At 70.9% G+C, this 16500-nt stretch carries 16 protein-coding genes and 1 tRNA gene; 8 read left to right on the top strand and 9 right to left on the bottom strand.

Annotated elements, in window-relative coordinates:
* Nucleotides 1-70: 70 nt before the first annotated feature.
* Complete coding sequence (locus ACYVE9_RS04730; protein WP_461026423.1) at nucleotides 71-2608, bottom strand: ABC transporter permease; 2538 nt, start codon at nucleotides 2606-2608, stop codon at nucleotides 71-73.
* A 53-nt stretch (nucleotides 2609-2661) separates the two neighbouring features.
* On the bottom strand, nucleotides 2662-3474 hold the full coding sequence (locus ACYVE9_RS04725; RefSeq protein WP_461026422.1) for an ABC transporter ATP-binding protein: 813 nt from the start codon (nucleotides 3472-3474) through the stop codon (nucleotides 2662-2664).
* A gap of 347 nt (nucleotides 3475-3821) precedes the next feature.
* Between ACYVE9_RS04725 and ACYVE9_RS04720 the strand changes: the two genes are divergently transcribed.
* Nucleotides 3822-3904 (top strand) — tRNA-Leu (locus tag ACYVE9_RS04720).
* Between the two features lie 426 nt (nucleotides 3905-4330).
* On the opposite strand, the gene ACYVE9_RS04715 is transcribed toward ACYVE9_RS04720, so the two are convergent.
* On the bottom strand, nucleotides 4331-4711 hold the full coding sequence (locus ACYVE9_RS04715) for a hypothetical protein (RefSeq protein WP_461026421.1): 381 nt from the start codon (nucleotides 4709-4711) through the stop codon (nucleotides 4331-4333).
* A 143-nt stretch (nucleotides 4712-4854) separates the two neighbouring features.
* Nucleotides 4855-6246, bottom strand: a complete 1392-nt coding sequence (locus ACYVE9_RS04710) for a DUF2254 domain-containing protein (protein WP_461026420.1) — start codon at nucleotides 6244-6246, stop codon at nucleotides 4855-4857.
* A gap of 310 nt (nucleotides 6247-6556) precedes the next feature.
* Between ACYVE9_RS04710 and ACYVE9_RS04705 the strand changes: the two genes are divergently transcribed.
* The 5 genes from ACYVE9_RS04705 (at nucleotide 6557) to ACYVE9_RS04685 (ending at nucleotide 9439) form a co-directional block, all read left to right on the top strand.
* Nucleotides 6557-7771: a helix-turn-helix domain-containing protein gene (locus tag ACYVE9_RS04705; RefSeq protein WP_461026419.1), complete on the top strand. Its 1215-nt coding sequence runs from the start codon at nucleotides 6557-6559 to the stop codon at nucleotides 7769-7771.
* Nucleotides 7772-8050: 279 nt separating this feature from the next.
* Entirely contained in the window at nucleotides 8051-8404 is a 354-nt protein-coding gene (locus tag ACYVE9_RS04700; RefSeq protein ID WP_461026418.1) for a hypothetical protein, read from the top strand.
* Nucleotides 8405-8412: 8 nt separating this feature from the next.
* Nucleotides 8413-8643: a DUF7848 domain-containing protein gene (locus ACYVE9_RS04695; RefSeq protein ID WP_461026417.1), complete on the top strand. Its 231-nt coding sequence runs from the start codon at nucleotides 8413-8415 to the stop codon at nucleotides 8641-8643.
* Nucleotides 8640-8807, top strand: coding sequence for a hypothetical protein (locus ACYVE9_RS04690; RefSeq protein WP_461026416.1), 168 nt, complete (start codon nucleotides 8640-8642; stop codon nucleotides 8805-8807). The genes ACYVE9_RS04695 and ACYVE9_RS04690 overlap by 4 nt, the downstream gene beginning before the upstream one ends.
* 200 nt (nucleotides 8808-9007) lie before the next feature.
* Complete coding sequence (locus tag ACYVE9_RS04685; protein WP_461026415.1) at nucleotides 9008-9439, top strand: hypothetical protein; 432 nt, start codon at nucleotides 9008-9010, stop codon at nucleotides 9437-9439.
* A gap of 328 nt (nucleotides 9440-9767) precedes the next feature.
* On the opposite strand, the gene ACYVE9_RS04680 is transcribed toward ACYVE9_RS04685, so the two are convergent.
* Nucleotides 9768-10211 (bottom strand): hypothetical protein, encoded by a 444-nt coding sequence (locus ACYVE9_RS04680; protein ID WP_461026414.1) that lies wholly within the window; start codon nucleotides 10209-10211, stop codon nucleotides 9768-9770.
* 311 nt (nucleotides 10212-10522) lie between these two features.
* Here ACYVE9_RS04680 and ACYVE9_RS04675 point away from each other — a divergent pair, with 311 nt between their 5' ends.
* Complete coding sequence (locus ACYVE9_RS04675) at nucleotides 10523-11134, top strand: hypothetical protein (protein ID WP_461026413.1); 612 nt, start codon at nucleotides 10523-10525, stop codon at nucleotides 11132-11134.
* 15 nt (nucleotides 11135-11149) lie between these two features.
* Here the strand turns inward: ACYVE9_RS04675 and ACYVE9_RS04670 are convergent, their stop codons facing one another.
* Together ACYVE9_RS04670 and ACYVE9_RS04665 are read right to left on the bottom strand one after the other, a co-directional pair.
* A complete protein-coding gene (locus tag ACYVE9_RS04670; protein WP_461026412.1) occupies nucleotides 11150-12523 on the bottom strand; it encodes a class I SAM-dependent methyltransferase in 1374 nt (457 codons plus the stop codon).
* A gap of 277 nt (nucleotides 12524-12800) precedes the next feature.
* Nucleotides 12801-14186: an NAD(P)/FAD-dependent oxidoreductase gene (locus tag ACYVE9_RS04665; RefSeq protein ID WP_461026411.1), complete on the bottom strand. Its 1386-nt coding sequence runs from the start codon at nucleotides 14184-14186 to the stop codon at nucleotides 12801-12803.
* Nucleotides 14187-14703: 517 nt separating this feature from the next.
* Between ACYVE9_RS04665 and ACYVE9_RS04660 the strand changes: the two genes are divergently transcribed.
* Nucleotides 14704-14916: a type II toxin-antitoxin system prevent-host-death family antitoxin gene (locus ACYVE9_RS04660; RefSeq protein WP_461026410.1), complete on the top strand. Its 213-nt coding sequence runs from the start codon at nucleotides 14704-14706 to the stop codon at nucleotides 14914-14916.
* Nucleotides 14917-14943: 27 nt separating this feature from the next.
* Here ACYVE9_RS04660 and ACYVE9_RS04655 read toward each other — a convergent pair whose 3' ends face one another.
* Together ACYVE9_RS04655 and ACYVE9_RS04650 are read right to left on the bottom strand one after the other, a co-directional pair.
* Nucleotides 14944-15894 carry a Ppx/GppA phosphatase family protein gene (locus ACYVE9_RS04655; protein WP_461026425.1) on the bottom strand — a complete coding sequence of 317 codons (951 nt, stop codon included), beginning with the start codon at nucleotides 15892-15894 and terminating at the stop codon, nucleotides 14944-14946.
* A gap of 35 nt (nucleotides 15895-15929) precedes the next feature.
* Nucleotides 15930-16466, bottom strand: coding sequence for a DUF501 domain-containing protein (locus ACYVE9_RS04650; protein ID WP_461026424.1), 537 nt, complete (start codon nucleotides 16464-16466; stop codon nucleotides 15930-15932).
* Nucleotides 16467-16500 lie beyond the last annotated feature (34 nt).

Here is a 16500-nt window from a genome sequence, read left to right as displayed (position 1 = left end):
CGGCACCCCGTCCGGGGTGCCGGGCACCGGCCTGTGTGACGCGGCGGGGGGAGCCGCCGCGTCCCTGCGCTCACTCCGACTTGATGGCGGCCAGCATGTTGAGCCGGGCGGCGCGGCGGGCCGGCCACAGTGCGGCCAGCACACCGACGATCGCGGCGAGCAGCAGGAAGACGCCCATCCGGCCCCACGGCAGCACCAGTTCGTAGGTGTTCAGCGAGCCGCCGATCACCTCACCCGCGGCCCAGCCGAAGAACACGCCGAGACCGACGCCCATCACACCGCCGAAGAGCGAGATCACCACCGACTCCAACCGGACCATGCTCTTCACCCCGCTGCGGTCCAGGCCGATGGCACGCAGCATGCCGATCTCCTGCGACCGTTCGAACACCGACATGGCGAGGGTGTTGACGACGCCGAGCACAGCGACGATGACGGCCATGGCCAGCAGCCCGTACAGCATGTTCAGCATGATGGTGAACATCTGCGCGATCGACTCGGAGACGTCCTCCTTGCTCTGTACCAGGACGGCCGGGTTGTTGCCGAGCGTCTCCTCCAGCTCGGCCTTGGCCGCGTCGCTGGCGCCGCCGGTGGTCTTCACCAGCAGTTGCGCGGCGCCGGCCTCGTGCATGTGCGGCCTGAGGGTGGCGGTGTCCACCATGATGCCGTTGATCATCTCGTTGCCCTCGTAGAGCCCCGAGACGGTCAGCTCGCCCTTCTTTCCGTCGTCGAAGGTCACCGGAACGGTCGAGCCGTGCTTCCAGCCGTACTCCTCGGCCGTCTTGGTGTCGACCACGGCGTTGTCGCCGCTGAGCCCGTCCAGCGATCCGGCGGAGAAGTCCAGCGAGGTGAGCTCGCCGATGTCCTCACCGTTGACCCCGTTCAGGCTCGTGTAGCTGTCGTCGATCTTCACCGAGGACTGGATCAGCGGGCTGATCGCGGTGATCTGGTCGTCCACGGCGAGGGTCTTCTCCACCTCCGGGGAGAGCCAGGTGAAGTTCGCCATGCTGATCGTGTAGTCGGCACGCAGCGACTCGCTGGCCATCTTGTCGATGGCCGCCTGGGCGCTGCCGGCGATGACCGTCATGCCGGTGATCAGCGTGAGGCCGATCATCAGCGCGGACGCCGTCGCCGCGGTGCGGCGCGGGTTGCGGACGGAGTTCTGCCGGGCGAGCTTGCCGGAGACACCGAAGACGCGCAGCAGAGGCGCCGCGGCGGCGATCATCGGCCGGGACAGCAGCGGCGTCAGCACGAACACGCCGATGATCATGATCGAGGCGCCGGCTCCCATCGGCAGCGTGGCATCGTTCCTGTCGAGCGTGGTGCCGAAGATCACCAGCACCACGCCGATGCCCGCCAGGATGGAACCGATGGTGTTGCGGATGACCAGGGACCGCGTGGTGGCCGTGGCGTGCACGCTGCTCATCGCCGCGACCGGCGGGATCTTCGCGGCCCGGCGGGCCGGCAGCCAGGCCGCCAGCACGGTGACGACCACACCGACGAGGAGCGACGACACGAAGGCCTCGGTGGGCACGACCAGGGGGCCGTCCGGCACGGTGGCGCCGAAGCTGCCCATCAGGGCGCGCAGCCCCGCGCCGATGCCGATGCCGGCGGCGAGCCCGGCGATGCCGGCTATGGCGCCGACGACGGTGGCCTCGAACAGCACGGAGCGCGTCACCTGGCGCCGGCTCGCGCCGACCGCACGCAGCAGCGCGAGTTCCTTGGTGCGCTGGGTGACGAGCATGGTGAAGGTGTTGGCGATGATGAAGACGCCCACGAACAGGGAGATGCCGGCGAAGACGAGCATGCTCGTCTGCATGGCGCTCATCTCGCTCTCGATCATGCGCGACTGGTCGTCGGCGAGCTTCTTGCCCGTCACCGCTTCCGCGTGTTCCGGCAGCGCCTTCTCCACCTGGGCCAGCAGTTGGGCCTGCGTGGTGCCCTCGCTCGCCGACAGGGTGATCTCGGAGAACTCACCCGGCTCGGCGAAGACCCGCTGCGCGGTCTCGGTGTCGAAGAGCACGAGCGTGCCGCCGGCGGCGACGTTGCCGTCGTCGGTGGTGAAGACGCCGACGACCTTCTCCTCGCGCACCGGCCCGTCCAGGGACATCCGCACGGTGTCGCCGACCTCGTAGCCGGTGCGTTCGGCCGTCTTGGCGTCGAGCGCGACCTCACCCTCCTGCCGGGGCGCGCGGCCGTCCCTCATCGGGTAGCGGTCGTCGGTGCCCTCGCCGTCCTGGCCGGCGTAGTAGTTGGCGCCGGAGGTCGACCAGCCGTCGCCGACCAGCTTGCCGTTCTTGTCGGCGAGCGCGGCGAAACCGGAGACCGACCCGGTCGCCTGCTCGACGCCGGGCAGGTCGGCGACCTTCGGCAGCAGCTCCTCGTCGAGCGCCGGTGGCGCGTCGAGTGGGCCGTCGCTGTCCCGGCGGGGCTCGATGGCCACGTCGACGTGGTCGAAGCCCTTCTCGGAGCTCTTCTGGAAGGCCTCGGAGACGGTGGAGGTGAACACCAGGGTGCCGGAGACGAAGGCGACGCCGAGCAGCACGGCGAGCACGGTCATCAACAACCTGGCCTTGTGCGCGAGTACGTTGCGCAAGGCGGTACGGAACATGCGGAAGTCCTGAGGGGAGGGAGGGCGGCTGGAGGCGGGGGCGGCCTGACGGCTCAGCTGGTGCGGCGCTTCCCGTCGAAGCCCTTCATCCGCTCGAGCACAGAGTCCGCGGTGGGGTCGGTCAGATCGTCGACGATGCGGCCGTCGGCGAGGAAGATGACCCGGTCCGCGTACGCGGCGGCAACCGGGTCGTGCGTGACCATGACGACGGTCTGACCGAGTTCGCGCACGGAGTTGCGCAGGAAGCCGAGCACCTCGGCGCCGGACCGGGAGTCCAGGTTCCCGGTCGGTTCGTCACCGAAGATGATCGCCGGCTGCGAGGCCATGGCCCGGGCGACGGCGACCCGCTGCTGCTGGCCACCGGACAGCTCGCTGGGCCGGTGCTTCAGACGATCGGCGAGTCCCACCGTTTCGACAACGCGGTCGAGCCACTCCTTGTCGGGCTTGCGGCCGGCGATGTCCATCGGGAGCGTGATGTTCTCCAGGGCGTTCAGCGTGGGAAGCAGGTTGAACGCCTGGAAGATGAAGCCGATCTTGTCACGGCGAAGCTGCGTGAGCTTCTTGTCCTTCAGCGCGGTCAGCTCGACGTCACCGATGCGGGCGGAGCCGGAGGACACCGAGTCGAGTCCGGCCATGCAGTGCATGAGCGTGGACTTGCCGGACCCGGAGGGACCCATGATCGCGGTGAACTGGCCCTGCCGGAACTCGACGGAGACCTGGTCCAGTGCGATCACCTGGGTCTCGCCCGTGCCGTAGACCTTCGAGAGGCCCTCGGCGCGGGCGGCGGCGACGCCGGTGAGGACGGCGCCTGGCTGGGTACTGGTGGTCACGGGAAACGGCTCCTGTCGGGCAGGCTGCAAGGACATCTCCATCCTGTCCGCACGGACGGCCGACGGGATCAGTCCCTGCTCCCGTCTTGGGGGAGCCCTGCGACGTACACGACCCACCCCGTGTACTACCTGGGGATGACCCTGTCGGAACGCGTCCCGTAGGGCCCGGCGAGGTCGGTCGAGGTCGGTTTTGCGACATTCCTCAGTCCGAAGCGGTGCGCGGCGCAGGCCGACGGGCAGGAGCGCACGCGTGACGGCTCATCAGTTGCCCGCAAAACAAGACAACCTCGTTTGTTCGCACCGTCGTTCGGACGACGGACCCGGATAGGCTCGACCCGCACCCCGAACGGGCCGGACCAGCGCACCACGGCCCCGGAGCCGGTGCCCGGATGGTGGAATGCAGACACGACGAGCTTAAACCTCGTTGGCCTACGTGGCCGTGCCGGTTCGAATCCGGCTCCGGGCACTCCAGGGCTCCCCCGACGTGCGTCGGAGGAGGCGACCGGCGAGTCGCCGGCTCACCCGGAAAGCCGGTGCACGGCGGACCGCGCGGACGGCCCCCGCGATGTCGTCAACGAGTGCGCATGGCAACGGTCACCCGGCCGGGTGAAGCCGTCGGTCACGTCGCCGCGGCCTCCAGCACCGCACCTCCGACGTACCGGCGGCGGAGTCTGCAGGCCGCGGACCACGCTCGGATGGGTGGAGGCCGAAGGCATCACCGCCGATTTCGTCGTCCGTGGCTACATCCGTATGCCGCCGGAACCCGATCATCGACCACCTGGCAGCCCTGACTACTCGGCAGCTCGACCGCCAAGCCCCCTGACACATAACTCCAGCCGTAGTTCGTGATCTTCGTACTCGCTGCGGTTGGTGGTGTGGAGATGGACGCGCCTCATGCGCATGTGAGTGGCGGAAGGCTGTGGCTTGCGATCGCGCGACGAAACCGGGTGTCCCAGTCTTGCCACATGCCCCGCGTCAGTACTCCCGCGATCTGGAGGCCCGAGGGTTCGGCCGAAGCCCACAGGTGCAGGTCGCGGTCCTCGTCCAGTGAAAACCACCGGGCGACGTCGGAGGAGAAGGGCTGCCAGCCGGGCAGGCTCTGATAGATCCGTTGCAGCGTGTCCCAGTCCGCGGGGGTGAACCGCTGCCAGTCCAGACCATAGATCCGCTCCACCGCCATCCAGTGCTTCGCTACGTCCCCCGCCAGTCCCCCAGGCCTCACATCGGGGGACAGTTCCTCGCCGTTGTCGTAGTACCAGTCGTGTTCCTGCACGGCGTCAGCCTGCCAGGCCAAAGATGACTCGCTGGACCGGTTCGCGGGCCGGTTCGCGCGGGTTGCACCCCGGCGCCGGGTGAGGGACTTGGCGCTGGGGCAGGGCCGTCACATATCCGAGGGCCACGACGCCGGAGGGCGGGTCACTCCTCGGTCGGTGCTCCGCGGCGCCCGGATGTGCGATCGGCGGAAGGGCCGGGCGCCCACTGCCCGATCAGCGCCTGGTCGACGAGCTGGGTCAGTTCGGTCAGTCGAAGGTGCTCGGAGGGGAGGAAGCTCTGGGCGTCGACAGTGGCGCGCAGCCGGTCGAGCGCGGCGACGACGGCCGGCTGCCGTCCGGGGGCGCTGATCCAGGCGAGTTCGCGCAGCAGCATGGCGAGACGGGTCAGGACGGCGGGCTCGGCGGCGCCGTAACGCATGGGCTGGTCCACCGCCAGATCGACCAGCTCCTTCAGGTTTGGGCGGCGCAGCACCACTCTGACCTGTTCGTCGTCGTCGCGCAGGAGGTGGGGGCCGAGGTCGCGCCGCGCCAGCTCGCACAGCAGCGCGGAGGAGTGGGACAGCGCGTGGACCGCGGTCGTCGGGTCGTTGATGCCCGGGGAGAGCGCCTTGCCGACGATGTCGGTGAGCTGCCGCAGCCCGAAGGCGACGTCCTGCACGTCGGTCCGTTCGGCACCGGCGGTCACCGCTCCGGCGGCGGCCTCGACCAGACGTTCCCGCGTCTCCTGGTCGAACGGCTCGCCGGTGCGTGGCCAGGCGGCTCCCATGGGCGTACCGGTGATCAGCGAACTGCCCGGCGAGCGATCGATGAGCAGCACCGCATCGGCTGCCACGGCTGCCTTCAGCAGGGCCTTCTCGTCCACGGAGGAAAGGAAACCGGAATCACCGACGGTCAGGGTCAGCGCGTTCGCGGGCGGTTCCGGAAGTGCGTCCACCGCGTTGCCGACCGCGGAGTCCCGCCGGGGAGGGTCCGCCTTCTCCTCAAGGACCCGTCCGATGGTGCGGGTCGCGGAGGAGTGGACGCTGCTCATCATCGTCTCGACGCGGATCTCCCGGGCCAGGTGCGACAGGAAGACCACGAGGGCGAGCACGCTGGCGAGGGTGAGCAGGAAGGCCAGCGTGACCGACACCTGGGGAACGAAGCCGGTCTGCCCGTCCTCCCTGGTGCGAACGGTTCGCAGCACGGCCAAGGCGTACGTGAACGTGGCGAGGAAGAGCGCCAGAGTCGTCTGGACGTACCGGTCCGCGGTGAAGGTCCGCAGCAGGCGCGGGGAGAACTGGCTGCTCGCCAGTTGCAGCGTCAGCACCGTCAGGGAGAACGTCAGCGCCGTGACCGTGACCAGCGAGCCGGAGATCGCCGCCAGCACCGAGCGGGCCGCGTCCGCGTTGCCGCTGAACAGGTAGTCCTTCAACCAGGGCGGCACGTCGTTCTGGATCCGCTTGTCCACGCGCGGCGTCCCCACGCCCGCGACGACGGCGAGCACGACCCCCATGGTCGGTAGCGGCCACAGCTGCGACCGCAGGGAGTCACGCATCGGCGCAGGGAACGCGGGACGGCAGCCCGGCGAGGGCCGAGCGGGTCACCGAGTCGGGGCGAGCGGGCAAGCGTTCGGTCATCAGCACGGTGCCACGTTACAGACGTTGACAAGTCGGGCAACCCTGAAACGCCACGGCGGGCCGGACCGCCGTCAACTCCGTCGGCTGCCGCAGGGCCCCGTCCGGGTGAGTCGCGGGGGACGCCGAGCACCTGGGGCGCATGACCGGACAGGCATTGCCCCTTCGTCAGCTCCCATCCCCTTCACGACCGGCTTAGCCTGGGACGCACAGCCTTCGGTGGGAGTGCCCATGGCCCAATCCATCGGCGACCGGATCGCCGCGCTTCGGGAGTTCCGCGACCTCACGCAAGAGCAGTTGGCCTCCCGGGCGGGCGTCTGCGTCGACACCATCCGCAAACTGGAGCAGGGCCGACGGCAGTCTGCCCGCATCAGCACCCTCCGCTCCCTGGCGCGCGCGCTCGACACCGAGTTGGAGCAACTTCTCGGCCAGCCGACGGTGACGCAGACCGTCAGCGACGAGGGCGGACTCATAGCCCTACGGGACGCCATCCAGGACGTCGGCGCCCTGCCGGGCGTGGTCGCCGACGCCGACCCGGAGGACCCACCTTCCGCGACGGCGTGGATGGAGGCCGTCGGACACGCCACCTGCCTGTACTGGGCCGGCGGCTACAGCGAACTGGCCCGGACCCTGCCTCTTGTCCTTCGTGACGGCGAAGCGGTGGCGCGCGACGCCTCGGCGGGGACGGCCGACCGGGTGTGGCAACGCCTGGCGTTGGCGTACCAGCTTGCGGCTTCGCTGGCCACGCAGGCCGGTCACACCTCGTGGGCCTTCCAGGCGGTCCAGAAGCAGCTGGTGGCGGCAGGCCGTGCGTCGGACCCGCTGATGGAGGGCATGGGGGTGTCGACGCTCTCGTGGGTCCTGCTGCGGCAGGGGCGATGGGAACAGGCGCAGCAGGTGGCCGAGCGAAAGGCCGACGCTCTGGAACCGGGCTTCCGCAAGGCGACGAAGACTCAGCTGGCGGTGTACGGCAACCTCCTGCTGGCCGCAGCGACACCGGCCGCCCGACGCAACCAGCGGGACGAAGCCGAGGAGCTGCTGAATCTGGCAGAAACCGCAGCGACCCGCAGCGGTCCGGTCAGAGCCTACGGAACGGCCTTCTCCACGACCGACGTGGCGACCCAGCAGGTGAACGTCGCTCTGGCGGGCGACAGTCCCCGCCCCGACCGCGCACTGGCACTCTCCCGGGCAGTCGATCCGGCGTCCATCTCCCGCCCGGTGCACAGCGCTTCGCACCGTCTCGACGTGTCGCAGGCGAAGTACCGGACGGGGGACAGCGAGGGGGCTCTGACGACGCTGCTCGAAGTCGAGGCCGAGCAGCCGGAGTGGTTCAGGTTCCAGACGATGGCCCGGTCGACCGTTCAGGAGATGTTGGAGGACGAGCGGCGCAGGAACACCGAACTGCGGGCCCTGGCTCACCGACTCGGCCTCGACCCGGCCTTGTGAGTCCCCGGGTAGGACGGCGCGTCCTACCCGGGGAGGCCCTCGCCTCCCGACTGACGGCATTCGTCACTGTAGGTATCCGTTCCGGCTCCCTAGCGTCAACGGTGTTCGCGCTGCGCCTTCCGGTCGACGGGCGGTGCAGCGACCCCCCGCAGCGACCAGGAGCCGACCGTGACCCACCCGCGTGCCGTCTGTGACCAGCTCACCGCATCGAGCCCCCCGCTGCTTGGGGCCCGGCCGACAGCCGAGCCCCAAGCGTGGACCCCGCCCCGAGGTGTGGCGGTGGAGCTGGTGCCCGCCGGGGTGTGGTGGGACGCCGTCCGGGTGCCTCGGTGGATCGCCGAGCATGCTCTGCGCACGCTGGGTGAATCCGGTGGCGCCGTCATCGAGGATGGTTACGGCGCCTGGCTGTACTGGTTGATCCCCGTCGGCATGGGCAAGACCGACGGCCTCGCCCACGCTCAGCTCCTCGGCCACGCGACGTGGGTGGCCGTCCCTCCGGCGCACCGCACGACGGGGCCGGACGTGACATGGCGGTTCCTGCCCGATGTGCTGCTCACCGACCCGGCGCGGCTGCGGGCCGCTCTCCGGCAGGCGGAACGCCGAGCCGTGGGCCCCCGCGGCGGCTCGCGGTGAGCCGGGCGGTGCTGCGGTACGCGTGGTGGACGGTCGCGCCGGACCGGGAGCCGGACGCGGAGGCGATCACGTACGCGCGGGAGTGCGCGGTGTGCGGCGCACGGTCGGAGCCGCGGGCCGACGCGGGCGACGGGCAGCGGTGGACGCTCCAGCACCTCGGCCGGAACCCCTCCCACCGCACCTACCGGGAGCACATCACCCGTCCGTACCGGGTGTGGACGACGGACCCCGCCCGATGACCGGCCACCGACGACGTGACCCGCACCGCGAGCCGATCGACGGCGACTCCGTCGTGATGGTGCGCCCCTACGTCCTGCTCCCCGCCACGAAGCCCGTACCGCTGCCCCTGCACGAGGTGAGCCCCACATGGCGGCCGGACGGTCAGGACCGAGAGCCGCGATGACCACCGGGTGGGGAACACGCCGGGCACTGATGGAGGCGGAGGACATGCACTACCGACGGTGGCTGCTCCACGCCCACCTGTGCACGCGGTGTCGGCAGGACGACGGGAAGGGCTGCGCACGCGGCCGTGTGCTGCACGGCAGGTGGCGCTCGGCCCAGGCCCGGCTCCGGAGTGACACACGCGGCTCGTAGACTGCCCGCTTGCCCAGCGTCGCCGCAATGAGGGGAATGATCACGATGCGTCCAGAACGCTTCGAGCAGTTCGCGCTACGGCTGGCGGAGGCCAGCCCGGAGTCGGGCAGCGCCATGACCCTCAAGCAGGCCGGCGACAGCAAGCACCCATACGGCTTGGCTGTGAAGCTCAGCGGCACGGAACACCGGTTTCAGTTCGTCGTGCAGTCCGCCGACGGCGACAAGTACAGCGAGCCGGAACGGCCTGTCGAAGGCTCCCCCATCGACACCGCGCCGACTGGCGGGTCGGCTGCCGAGCAGTGGTTCGCTCAGCTGATTGCGGCCTCCGCCAGCCCGGAGATCGCCGACCTCGCCATCTGGTCCACCCGGCCTGACAGCGACCGCGCCGGGGTCACCGTCACGTGTCACTCCGGTGCCAAGGTCTTCGCGCGCGTCCTGTAGCTGCTGCTGCGGGGCTCTGTGTGAGGGATGCACCATCAGCACGGTCCATGCACGACCACCCACGCCAGGAGGTCACCATGTCCCCGCAGAGTGGATGTCTGAGGTGCGGCGCCCGCGTTGGCGTCCCGCCCGGCTCCCCGTGTCCGCCGCACCAGCCTGCCGGCGACCGCGAGATGTGCCCGGGTAGCGGCCAGCCCACCGGCTGACCGTGCGGGCCGGTCCCGGCCGCCCGTTGACGAACACGGGCTGCCAGGACCGGCTGCCCGTACTGCCCCGGTGAGGCCGGCCATGTCGTTGCTCTCGCTCACGCCCCAGGAGCGGGGAGCCGTCACGCCGGCTGTGCAGCCGACTGCGAGCGGGCAGTGCCCCCGGGCCTGCCCCCTTCGTCCTTCTTCTTCGAGAAGGCGATCAGGAACGAGAGAACGCCGGTCACGACCAGGCTTCCGATCATGACCATGCTCACGCCGATCACGAACAGCCCACTGGCGTCGTCCGACCAGTCGTAGTAGGCGGCACCGGTCAGCCCGATGGTGGGTCCGAGCACCGCAGTCGCGACGCCTTGCCGAGTCGCGGCCCAGTACACCAGGGCCAGCAGGGTCGCCCCGAGCCCGATCACCTGCCATGCCTCGTAGGGGCCGGTCGTCGAACCGTCGGGGTGCACGTCACGGTGCTGGTCCCAGCCCAGCCAGGCCGCCCACGCGGCCGTCGTCAGCCCGGCCAGCACCAGGGTCGCCAGCGGCTGGTGCAGAGGTACCCGCAGTGTGTTGCGCATGGCCCCAGTGTTCGGGTTCGCCCGAACCCGTCCCAGAGCTGGGCTACTCAGCTCCGTTCGAGTAGGTCTGAGTAGCGTTTGCCGACCCGCAGCCCGGAGACCCGACGTCCGGAACGGTCGTGACCGGTAAGGGTGAATCTGGCTGGGTGATGCCGGGAGCGGCCCCTGGGCGGCGGGAGCGGACGCGGTGAGGCGTTCTGGACCGCTGTTACGTTGTGGGCGCCACGCCCAGGGCGGGCACGGCGCCCGTCCGGCTGTGCGGACGCGTGCACGGCTGTGGTCCCTGTCCTCGAACCGCTGAAGGTGCCGACATGCAGACGCTGCTGACCTACGCCGGGCCCGCCGACGAGCGGTCGCTGACCGACCGCTCCGGCGGGCTGCCGCTCGTTCCGCCGGATGTCGGCTGGCCCGAGTGCGCGACGTGCGGCGGGCCCATGCAGTTCGTCGCCCAACTGCTGCTGGACGACGAGCTGCTGCTCGCAATCTGGATGTGCCCGTCCAATCCGGGGTTGTGCAATGAGTGGGACCCGTGGGCGGGCGGCAACCGGGCTCTGCTGTTCGGCCGTGACGGGCTGCGGCCAGCCGAGGCGCCGGAGGGCGGGCCGACGCTGCTGGCCGAGGTGAGCGGCATGGACCGCACGCCGGTGGACGCACCCGACTACTTCGAGGCCTGCACCGCTTGGGCGGACGCCGAGCCGGGCCGGCGGGTGCGGGACGCACTCGGCAAGGTCGGCGGTGAACCGGCCTGGCTCCAGGGTGAGGAGACGCCCGACTGCCCCGGCTGCTCGGCGCCGATGGAGTTCGCCGCGCAGTTGGAGGAGGGGCACGACCACAAGACGGCGGTGAACTTCGGCGGTGGCGGCTGCGCCTACGCCTTCGTGTGCCGGGAGTGCCGCAGGGCCGCGTTCCTCTGGCAGAGCTGAGCGCGCCTCAGGCCGTCACCAGCCGCTCCCCCGCCGCCGGCCCCCGTCCGCGTTCCCGTCCCCGCGCGTGCCCCCGTCCGCGTGCCCGTCGCCGGTCCAGTGGCGGGTGCGGAGGGGGAGGCCGGAGGCGCCGGAGGGCGGGGTGCGGACGGCGAGGACCTGGTTGACGCCGATCCGGTTGCGCTCGAACTGCAGTGCCGAGGCGGCCATGTAGAGGCGCCAGACGCGGGCCCTGCCCGGGCTGGTGAGCCGGACCGCGCACTGGTCGCCGGGCCGGGCCGGACGTCCCAGTGCGGTTTCCAGGTTGGCCACCCAGGCACGCAGCGTACGGGCGTAGTGCTCCCGGATGGACTCCACGTCGCGGACCTCGAACCCGGCCTCCTCCAGCAGCGTCACGGTGTGTCCGACCGGCTGGAGGGCACCGTCGGGGAAGACGTAGCGGTCGATGAAGCCGTTCAGCCGGTAGGAGCGCTCGTCGGAGTGCGGGCGGCGGGCGATCTGGTGGTTGAGCAGCCGGCCGCCCGGTCGCAGCAGGTCGTGCAGGGCGCGGGCGTAGCGGCGGTACTGCTCGGCGCCGACGTGTTCGGCCATGCCGATGGAGGCGATGGCGTCGTAGGGGCCGTCGGTCACGTCCCGGTAGTCCTGGATGCGGACATCCACCCGGTCGGCGAGGCCGGCCTCGGCGACCCGTTTGCGGGCGAGAGCCGCCTGCTCCTCGGAGAGCGTCACACCGGTCGCCCGGACGCCGTACTCGCGGGCGGCGTGGAGCAGCAGCGAGCCCCAGCCGCAGCCGACGTCCAGCAGGTGGTCGCCGGGGGTGAGTGCCAGCTTGCGGCAGACCAGGTCGAGCTTGGCGGTCTGCGCTTCCTCAAGAGTGCCGTCCGGCTCCCAGTAGGCGCAGGAGTAGACCATGCTGGGCCCGAGCACCTGCCGGTAGAAGTCGTTGCCGACGTCGTAGTGGTGCTGGATCGAGCGGCGGTCGCGGAGCCGGCAGTGGCGGGGGCCGAAGAGGCCGCGCAGCTCCTCGCGCGGGGGTGGGGGCGGGGGCAGCGGGCCGGCCATGGAGAGCAGTCGGCGTCCCGCCTCGGCGAGCCGGCCGCGACGCGCGGCCCGTTGTTCCTCAGGGACCAGCCAGAGCAGGCCGGTGGCCCGGTCGAGAGCTTCGTACAGGTCGCCCTCTACGTCCAGTTCACCGGCCACCCAGGCGCGGGCGGCGCCCAACTCCCCCGGACGCCAGAGCAGTCGCCGCAGGGCACGCCGGTGGCGGACGACGAGCACCGGGGCGTCGGGCGGTCCGCTCTCACTGCCGTCCCAGGCTCGGACGCGCAGGGGCAGGGCGGTTCCCAGGGCTGTTTCGGCCAGTGCTTGGAGCCGGTCGGCTGCGGTCACGGTGCGCCCCTCCGGGTCGGTCGGATTCCGCTTGCCAGCGTAGGCACCGCTGCCGCCCGGGTCCGGTATCACCGACACGGCACGTTCGGGTTGTCCGGGCGCCCGTCGCGGACACCGCGCCCCACCGCACGCCGGGGCGCCGTCCCGCAGGCCCCCGGAGCGGCCCGAAGGCGAACCGGAAGGCGGACCAGAGGGGGCGCGGGCATGCCGAAGGGGCGTGAGCCCCACGGATGGCTCACGCCCCTTTCGGCGTGTGTCCTGCTCGGTCGGCCGCGCCCTAGGAGGCCTTGGCCTTGGGCTTCTCCTCGGCCTTGGCGACCGGGGACGGGGCCGGCTTGGCGGCCTCGTAGAACTCCTCGCGCGGGTTCTCCATCGCACCGAGGGAGACCACCTCGCGCTTCAGGAACATGCCCAGCGTCCAGTCGGCGAAGACCCGGATCTTGCGGTTCCAGGTGGGGACGGCCATGCCGTGGTACGCGCGGTGCATGTACCAGGCGAGCCGGCCCTTGAGCTTGATCTTGGTCTTGCCCAGGACGATCATCGCGACGCCCTTGTGCAGGCCCAGACCGGCCACCGCACCCTTGTTGGCGTGCTTGTAGTCGCCCTGCGGGAAGCCGCGCATCCCGGAGATGACGTTGTCGCCGAGGGCCTTGGCCTGACGCAGTGCGTGCTGGGCGTTCGGCGGGCACCAGGCGTTCTCGACGCCCGCGTTGCGGCTGGCGAGGTCGGGCACCTGGGCGTTGTCGCCGGCGGCCCAGACGTAGTCGGTGCCCTTGACCTGGAGGCTGGGCTCCACGTCGACGTGACCACGGGGGCCGAGCGGCAGGCCGAAGCGGGCCAGCGCCGGGTTCGGCTTCACGCCGGCCGTCCACACGATGGTGCTGGAGTCGACCTCGAGGCCGTTCTTCAGCACGACGTGGCCGTCGACGCAGGAGTCCATGGAGGTCTCGAGGTACACCTCGATGCCGCGCTTCTGGAGGTGCTCCAGGCCCCACTTGCCGAGCTGCGGGCCGACCTCGGGAAGGATCTTGTCCGCGGCGTCCACCAGGACGAAGCGCATGTCCTCGCGCGAGATCGACTGGTAGTACTTGCAGGCGTCCCTGGCCAGGTCCTCGATCTCACCGATGGTCTCCGCGCCGGCGAAGCCGCCGCCCACGAAGACGAAGGTCAGCGCCTTGCGGCGGACCTCCTCGTCGGTGGTGGAGTCGGCCTTGTCGAGCTGCTCCAGCACGTGGTTGCGCAGTCCGATGGCCTCCTCGACGCCCTTCATGCCGATGCCCTGCTCGGCCAGGCCGGGGATCGGGAAGGTGCGGGAGACCGCACCGAGCGCGATCACCAGGTAGTCGAAAGGCAGCTCGTACGACTCGCCGACGAGCGGCGTGATCGTGGCGACCTTGCGGTCCTGGTCGATGGTCGAGACGCGGCCGGTGAGGACCTCCGCCTTGGGCAGCACGCGACGCAGCGGGACGACGACGTGGCGGGGCGAGATGGAACCGGCGGCGGCTTCGGGCAGGAAGGGCTGGTACGTCATGTACGAGCGCGGGTCGACGACGGTCACCGTCGCCTCGCCGTAGCGCATCTTCTTCAAGATGCGGCGCGCTGCGTACAGGCCGACGTACCCACCACCCACTACGAGGATTCGAGGACGCTCCGTGGTGCTCATGGAATCGAGTATCCAGCACCCGGTGGGGGGTCGCTCGTGAGCCCCTTCACAAGCACCTGGCCCACCTCTGTTACACTCCCCCGCCCCGTGAGCGGAACCACATGCGATCCGGGAACCGGAACCCGTTTCCAACCGTTCGGTAACCCGTCATGAGCTGCACAGTTGGCGTTCCGGACACACCCCGGGCCGCCGTGCGGCGGCATCGGGCGACGCATGCCGCACACCTCCTGGCGACCCACCCTGGCCTGCGGAGGCAGGGCATCCGGCGAAATTGAGCCCACCAGGGCACTTTCTCTTGTGAAGAACTTCACGAACTTTCCCGGCGACCCGTTTCGCGAGCCGCCGCAGGAGCCCCGGAAGCCGCCCGGAGAGGGCGATTCCGGCAGGTCCGCCCCGGCCCGCCCCCCTCACTGACGGGGTCACGACGCCTCACGCGCATCCGACGGTGGGCCCCCAGGAGGGCAAGAGGCGCGACATTCAAGGTGCCGTGTGTACACGTGGGAGCGTGACACTGACCATGACTGAGAACTCCGTGACGGTACGGGAAGCACGCGCACACCTCGCCGACCACATCAACCGGGCCGAGCAAGGCGTTCCGACCGTCATCACGCGCAACGGCGCAGCTACCGGATCTCGTCTACCGGATCTCGCCTACCAGATCAACGACGGGGAACTTGTCGTCCTCGTCGTCAAGCTGGGCGACCGGCGGGACGTCCACCGCGACCTGTGACGCCCCGCCCGGTTCCGGCGCCGCTCCTCAGCGCGCCCCGCTCGCCGTGGAGTGGGCGATGCCGTCCAGGATGTCGTGCTCGCTGACGACGACCTCGCGGGCGCCGGTGCGTTCCATGATCGCGAGCAGGATGAGCGCGCCCGCACCGATGACGTCCACCCTTCCCGGGTGCATCACCGGCATGGCGGCGCGCTCGTCGTGCGTGGCGCGCAGCAGGTGGTCGCTGATCTCGCGCACCCGGTCCAGCGGGATGCGGGAGTGGTGGATCGCGGCCGGGTCGTAGGCGTCCAGGCCGAGGGCCACGGCGGCCACGGTGGTGACCGAACCGGCAAGTCCGACAAGGGTGTTGGCCTCACCGAGCGGCACGGTGGCGGCGGCCAGGTCGAGCGCGGCCTCGATGTCAGCCCGTATCGCGGCGATCTGCTCCGGGCTCGGCGGATCGCTGACCGCGCCGTCCGACACCAGGTGACGCTCGGTCAGCCGGACGCAGCCGATGTCCACGCTGCGCGCGGCCCGCACCCCGCTGTCACCGGTGACGAACTCGGTGGAGCCGCCGCCGATGTCCACCACCAGCCAGGGCCCGGTGAGGGACGTGCCGGCCAGTTCCCGGGTGGCGCCGGTGAAGGAGAACTCCGCTTCCTGGTCGCCGGTGACGACCTCGGGTTCGACGCCGAGGATCTCCTTGACGCCGCGCACGAAGTCGTCCCGGTTCTCCGCGTCCCGGGAGGCGGACGTCGCGACGAAGCGCACCCGGGTGGCGCCCAGCGTGCGGATCACCTCCGCGTAGGTCCGGCAGGCCGCGAAGGTGCGCTCCAGGGCTTCCGGTGCCAGCCGCCCGGTGCGGTCCACGCCCTGACCGAGGCGGACGATCTCCATCCGGCGGTCGAGCTCCCGGAACCGGCCGGTGGCCGGGTCGATGTCGGCGACGAGCAGCCGGATCGAGTTGGTGCCGCAGTCCACGGCGGCGACCCTGGTCATGCCCTCGTCGGCCGCGGTCCCGGTGTCCGTGGTGTTCATCGGTCCTCCTCCTGGTCCTCGGCCGGCCGCTCCGTGCTCTGCGGCCCGCAGCCCGTCACGCAGGGGCCCTTGCGCCACCACTCGGGCAGCATCAGCAGCGCCTCGTCGCCGAGCGGGTTCACGCCCGGCCCCGCGGCGAGGGAGTGGGCGACGAGCACGTGCAGGCACTTGACGCGGTCGGGCATGCCGCCGGCGCTGGGAAAGCCCTCCAGCACCTCGATGGCGTCGCGGCGGGCGAGGTAGTCCTCGTGCGCGGCGCGGTAGGAGGCGGCCAGCTCCGGGTCCTCGGCGAGCCGCGCGGTCATCTCCCTCATCACCCCGTCGGCCTCCAGGGTGCCGATCGCGGAGGCTGCCCGCGGGCAGCTCAGGTAGTACGTGGTGGGGAAGGGCGTGCCGTCCTCCAGCCGCGGGGACGTCTCCACGACGTCGGGCTGGCCGCACGGGCAGCGGTGCGCGATGGCGCGCAGCCCGCGGGGCGGGCGGCCGAGCTGCTCGCCGCCCGGCACGGACTCCCGCCGGACGTGCACCTGCACATCGTCAAGGACATCCCGGTGGCCGGCGGCATGG

It is taken from the genome of Streptomyces sparsus (assembly GCF_054776295.1).
Note: the sequence above shows the minus strand (reverse complement) of the source record. Positions and strands in the feature narration are given on the sequence as shown.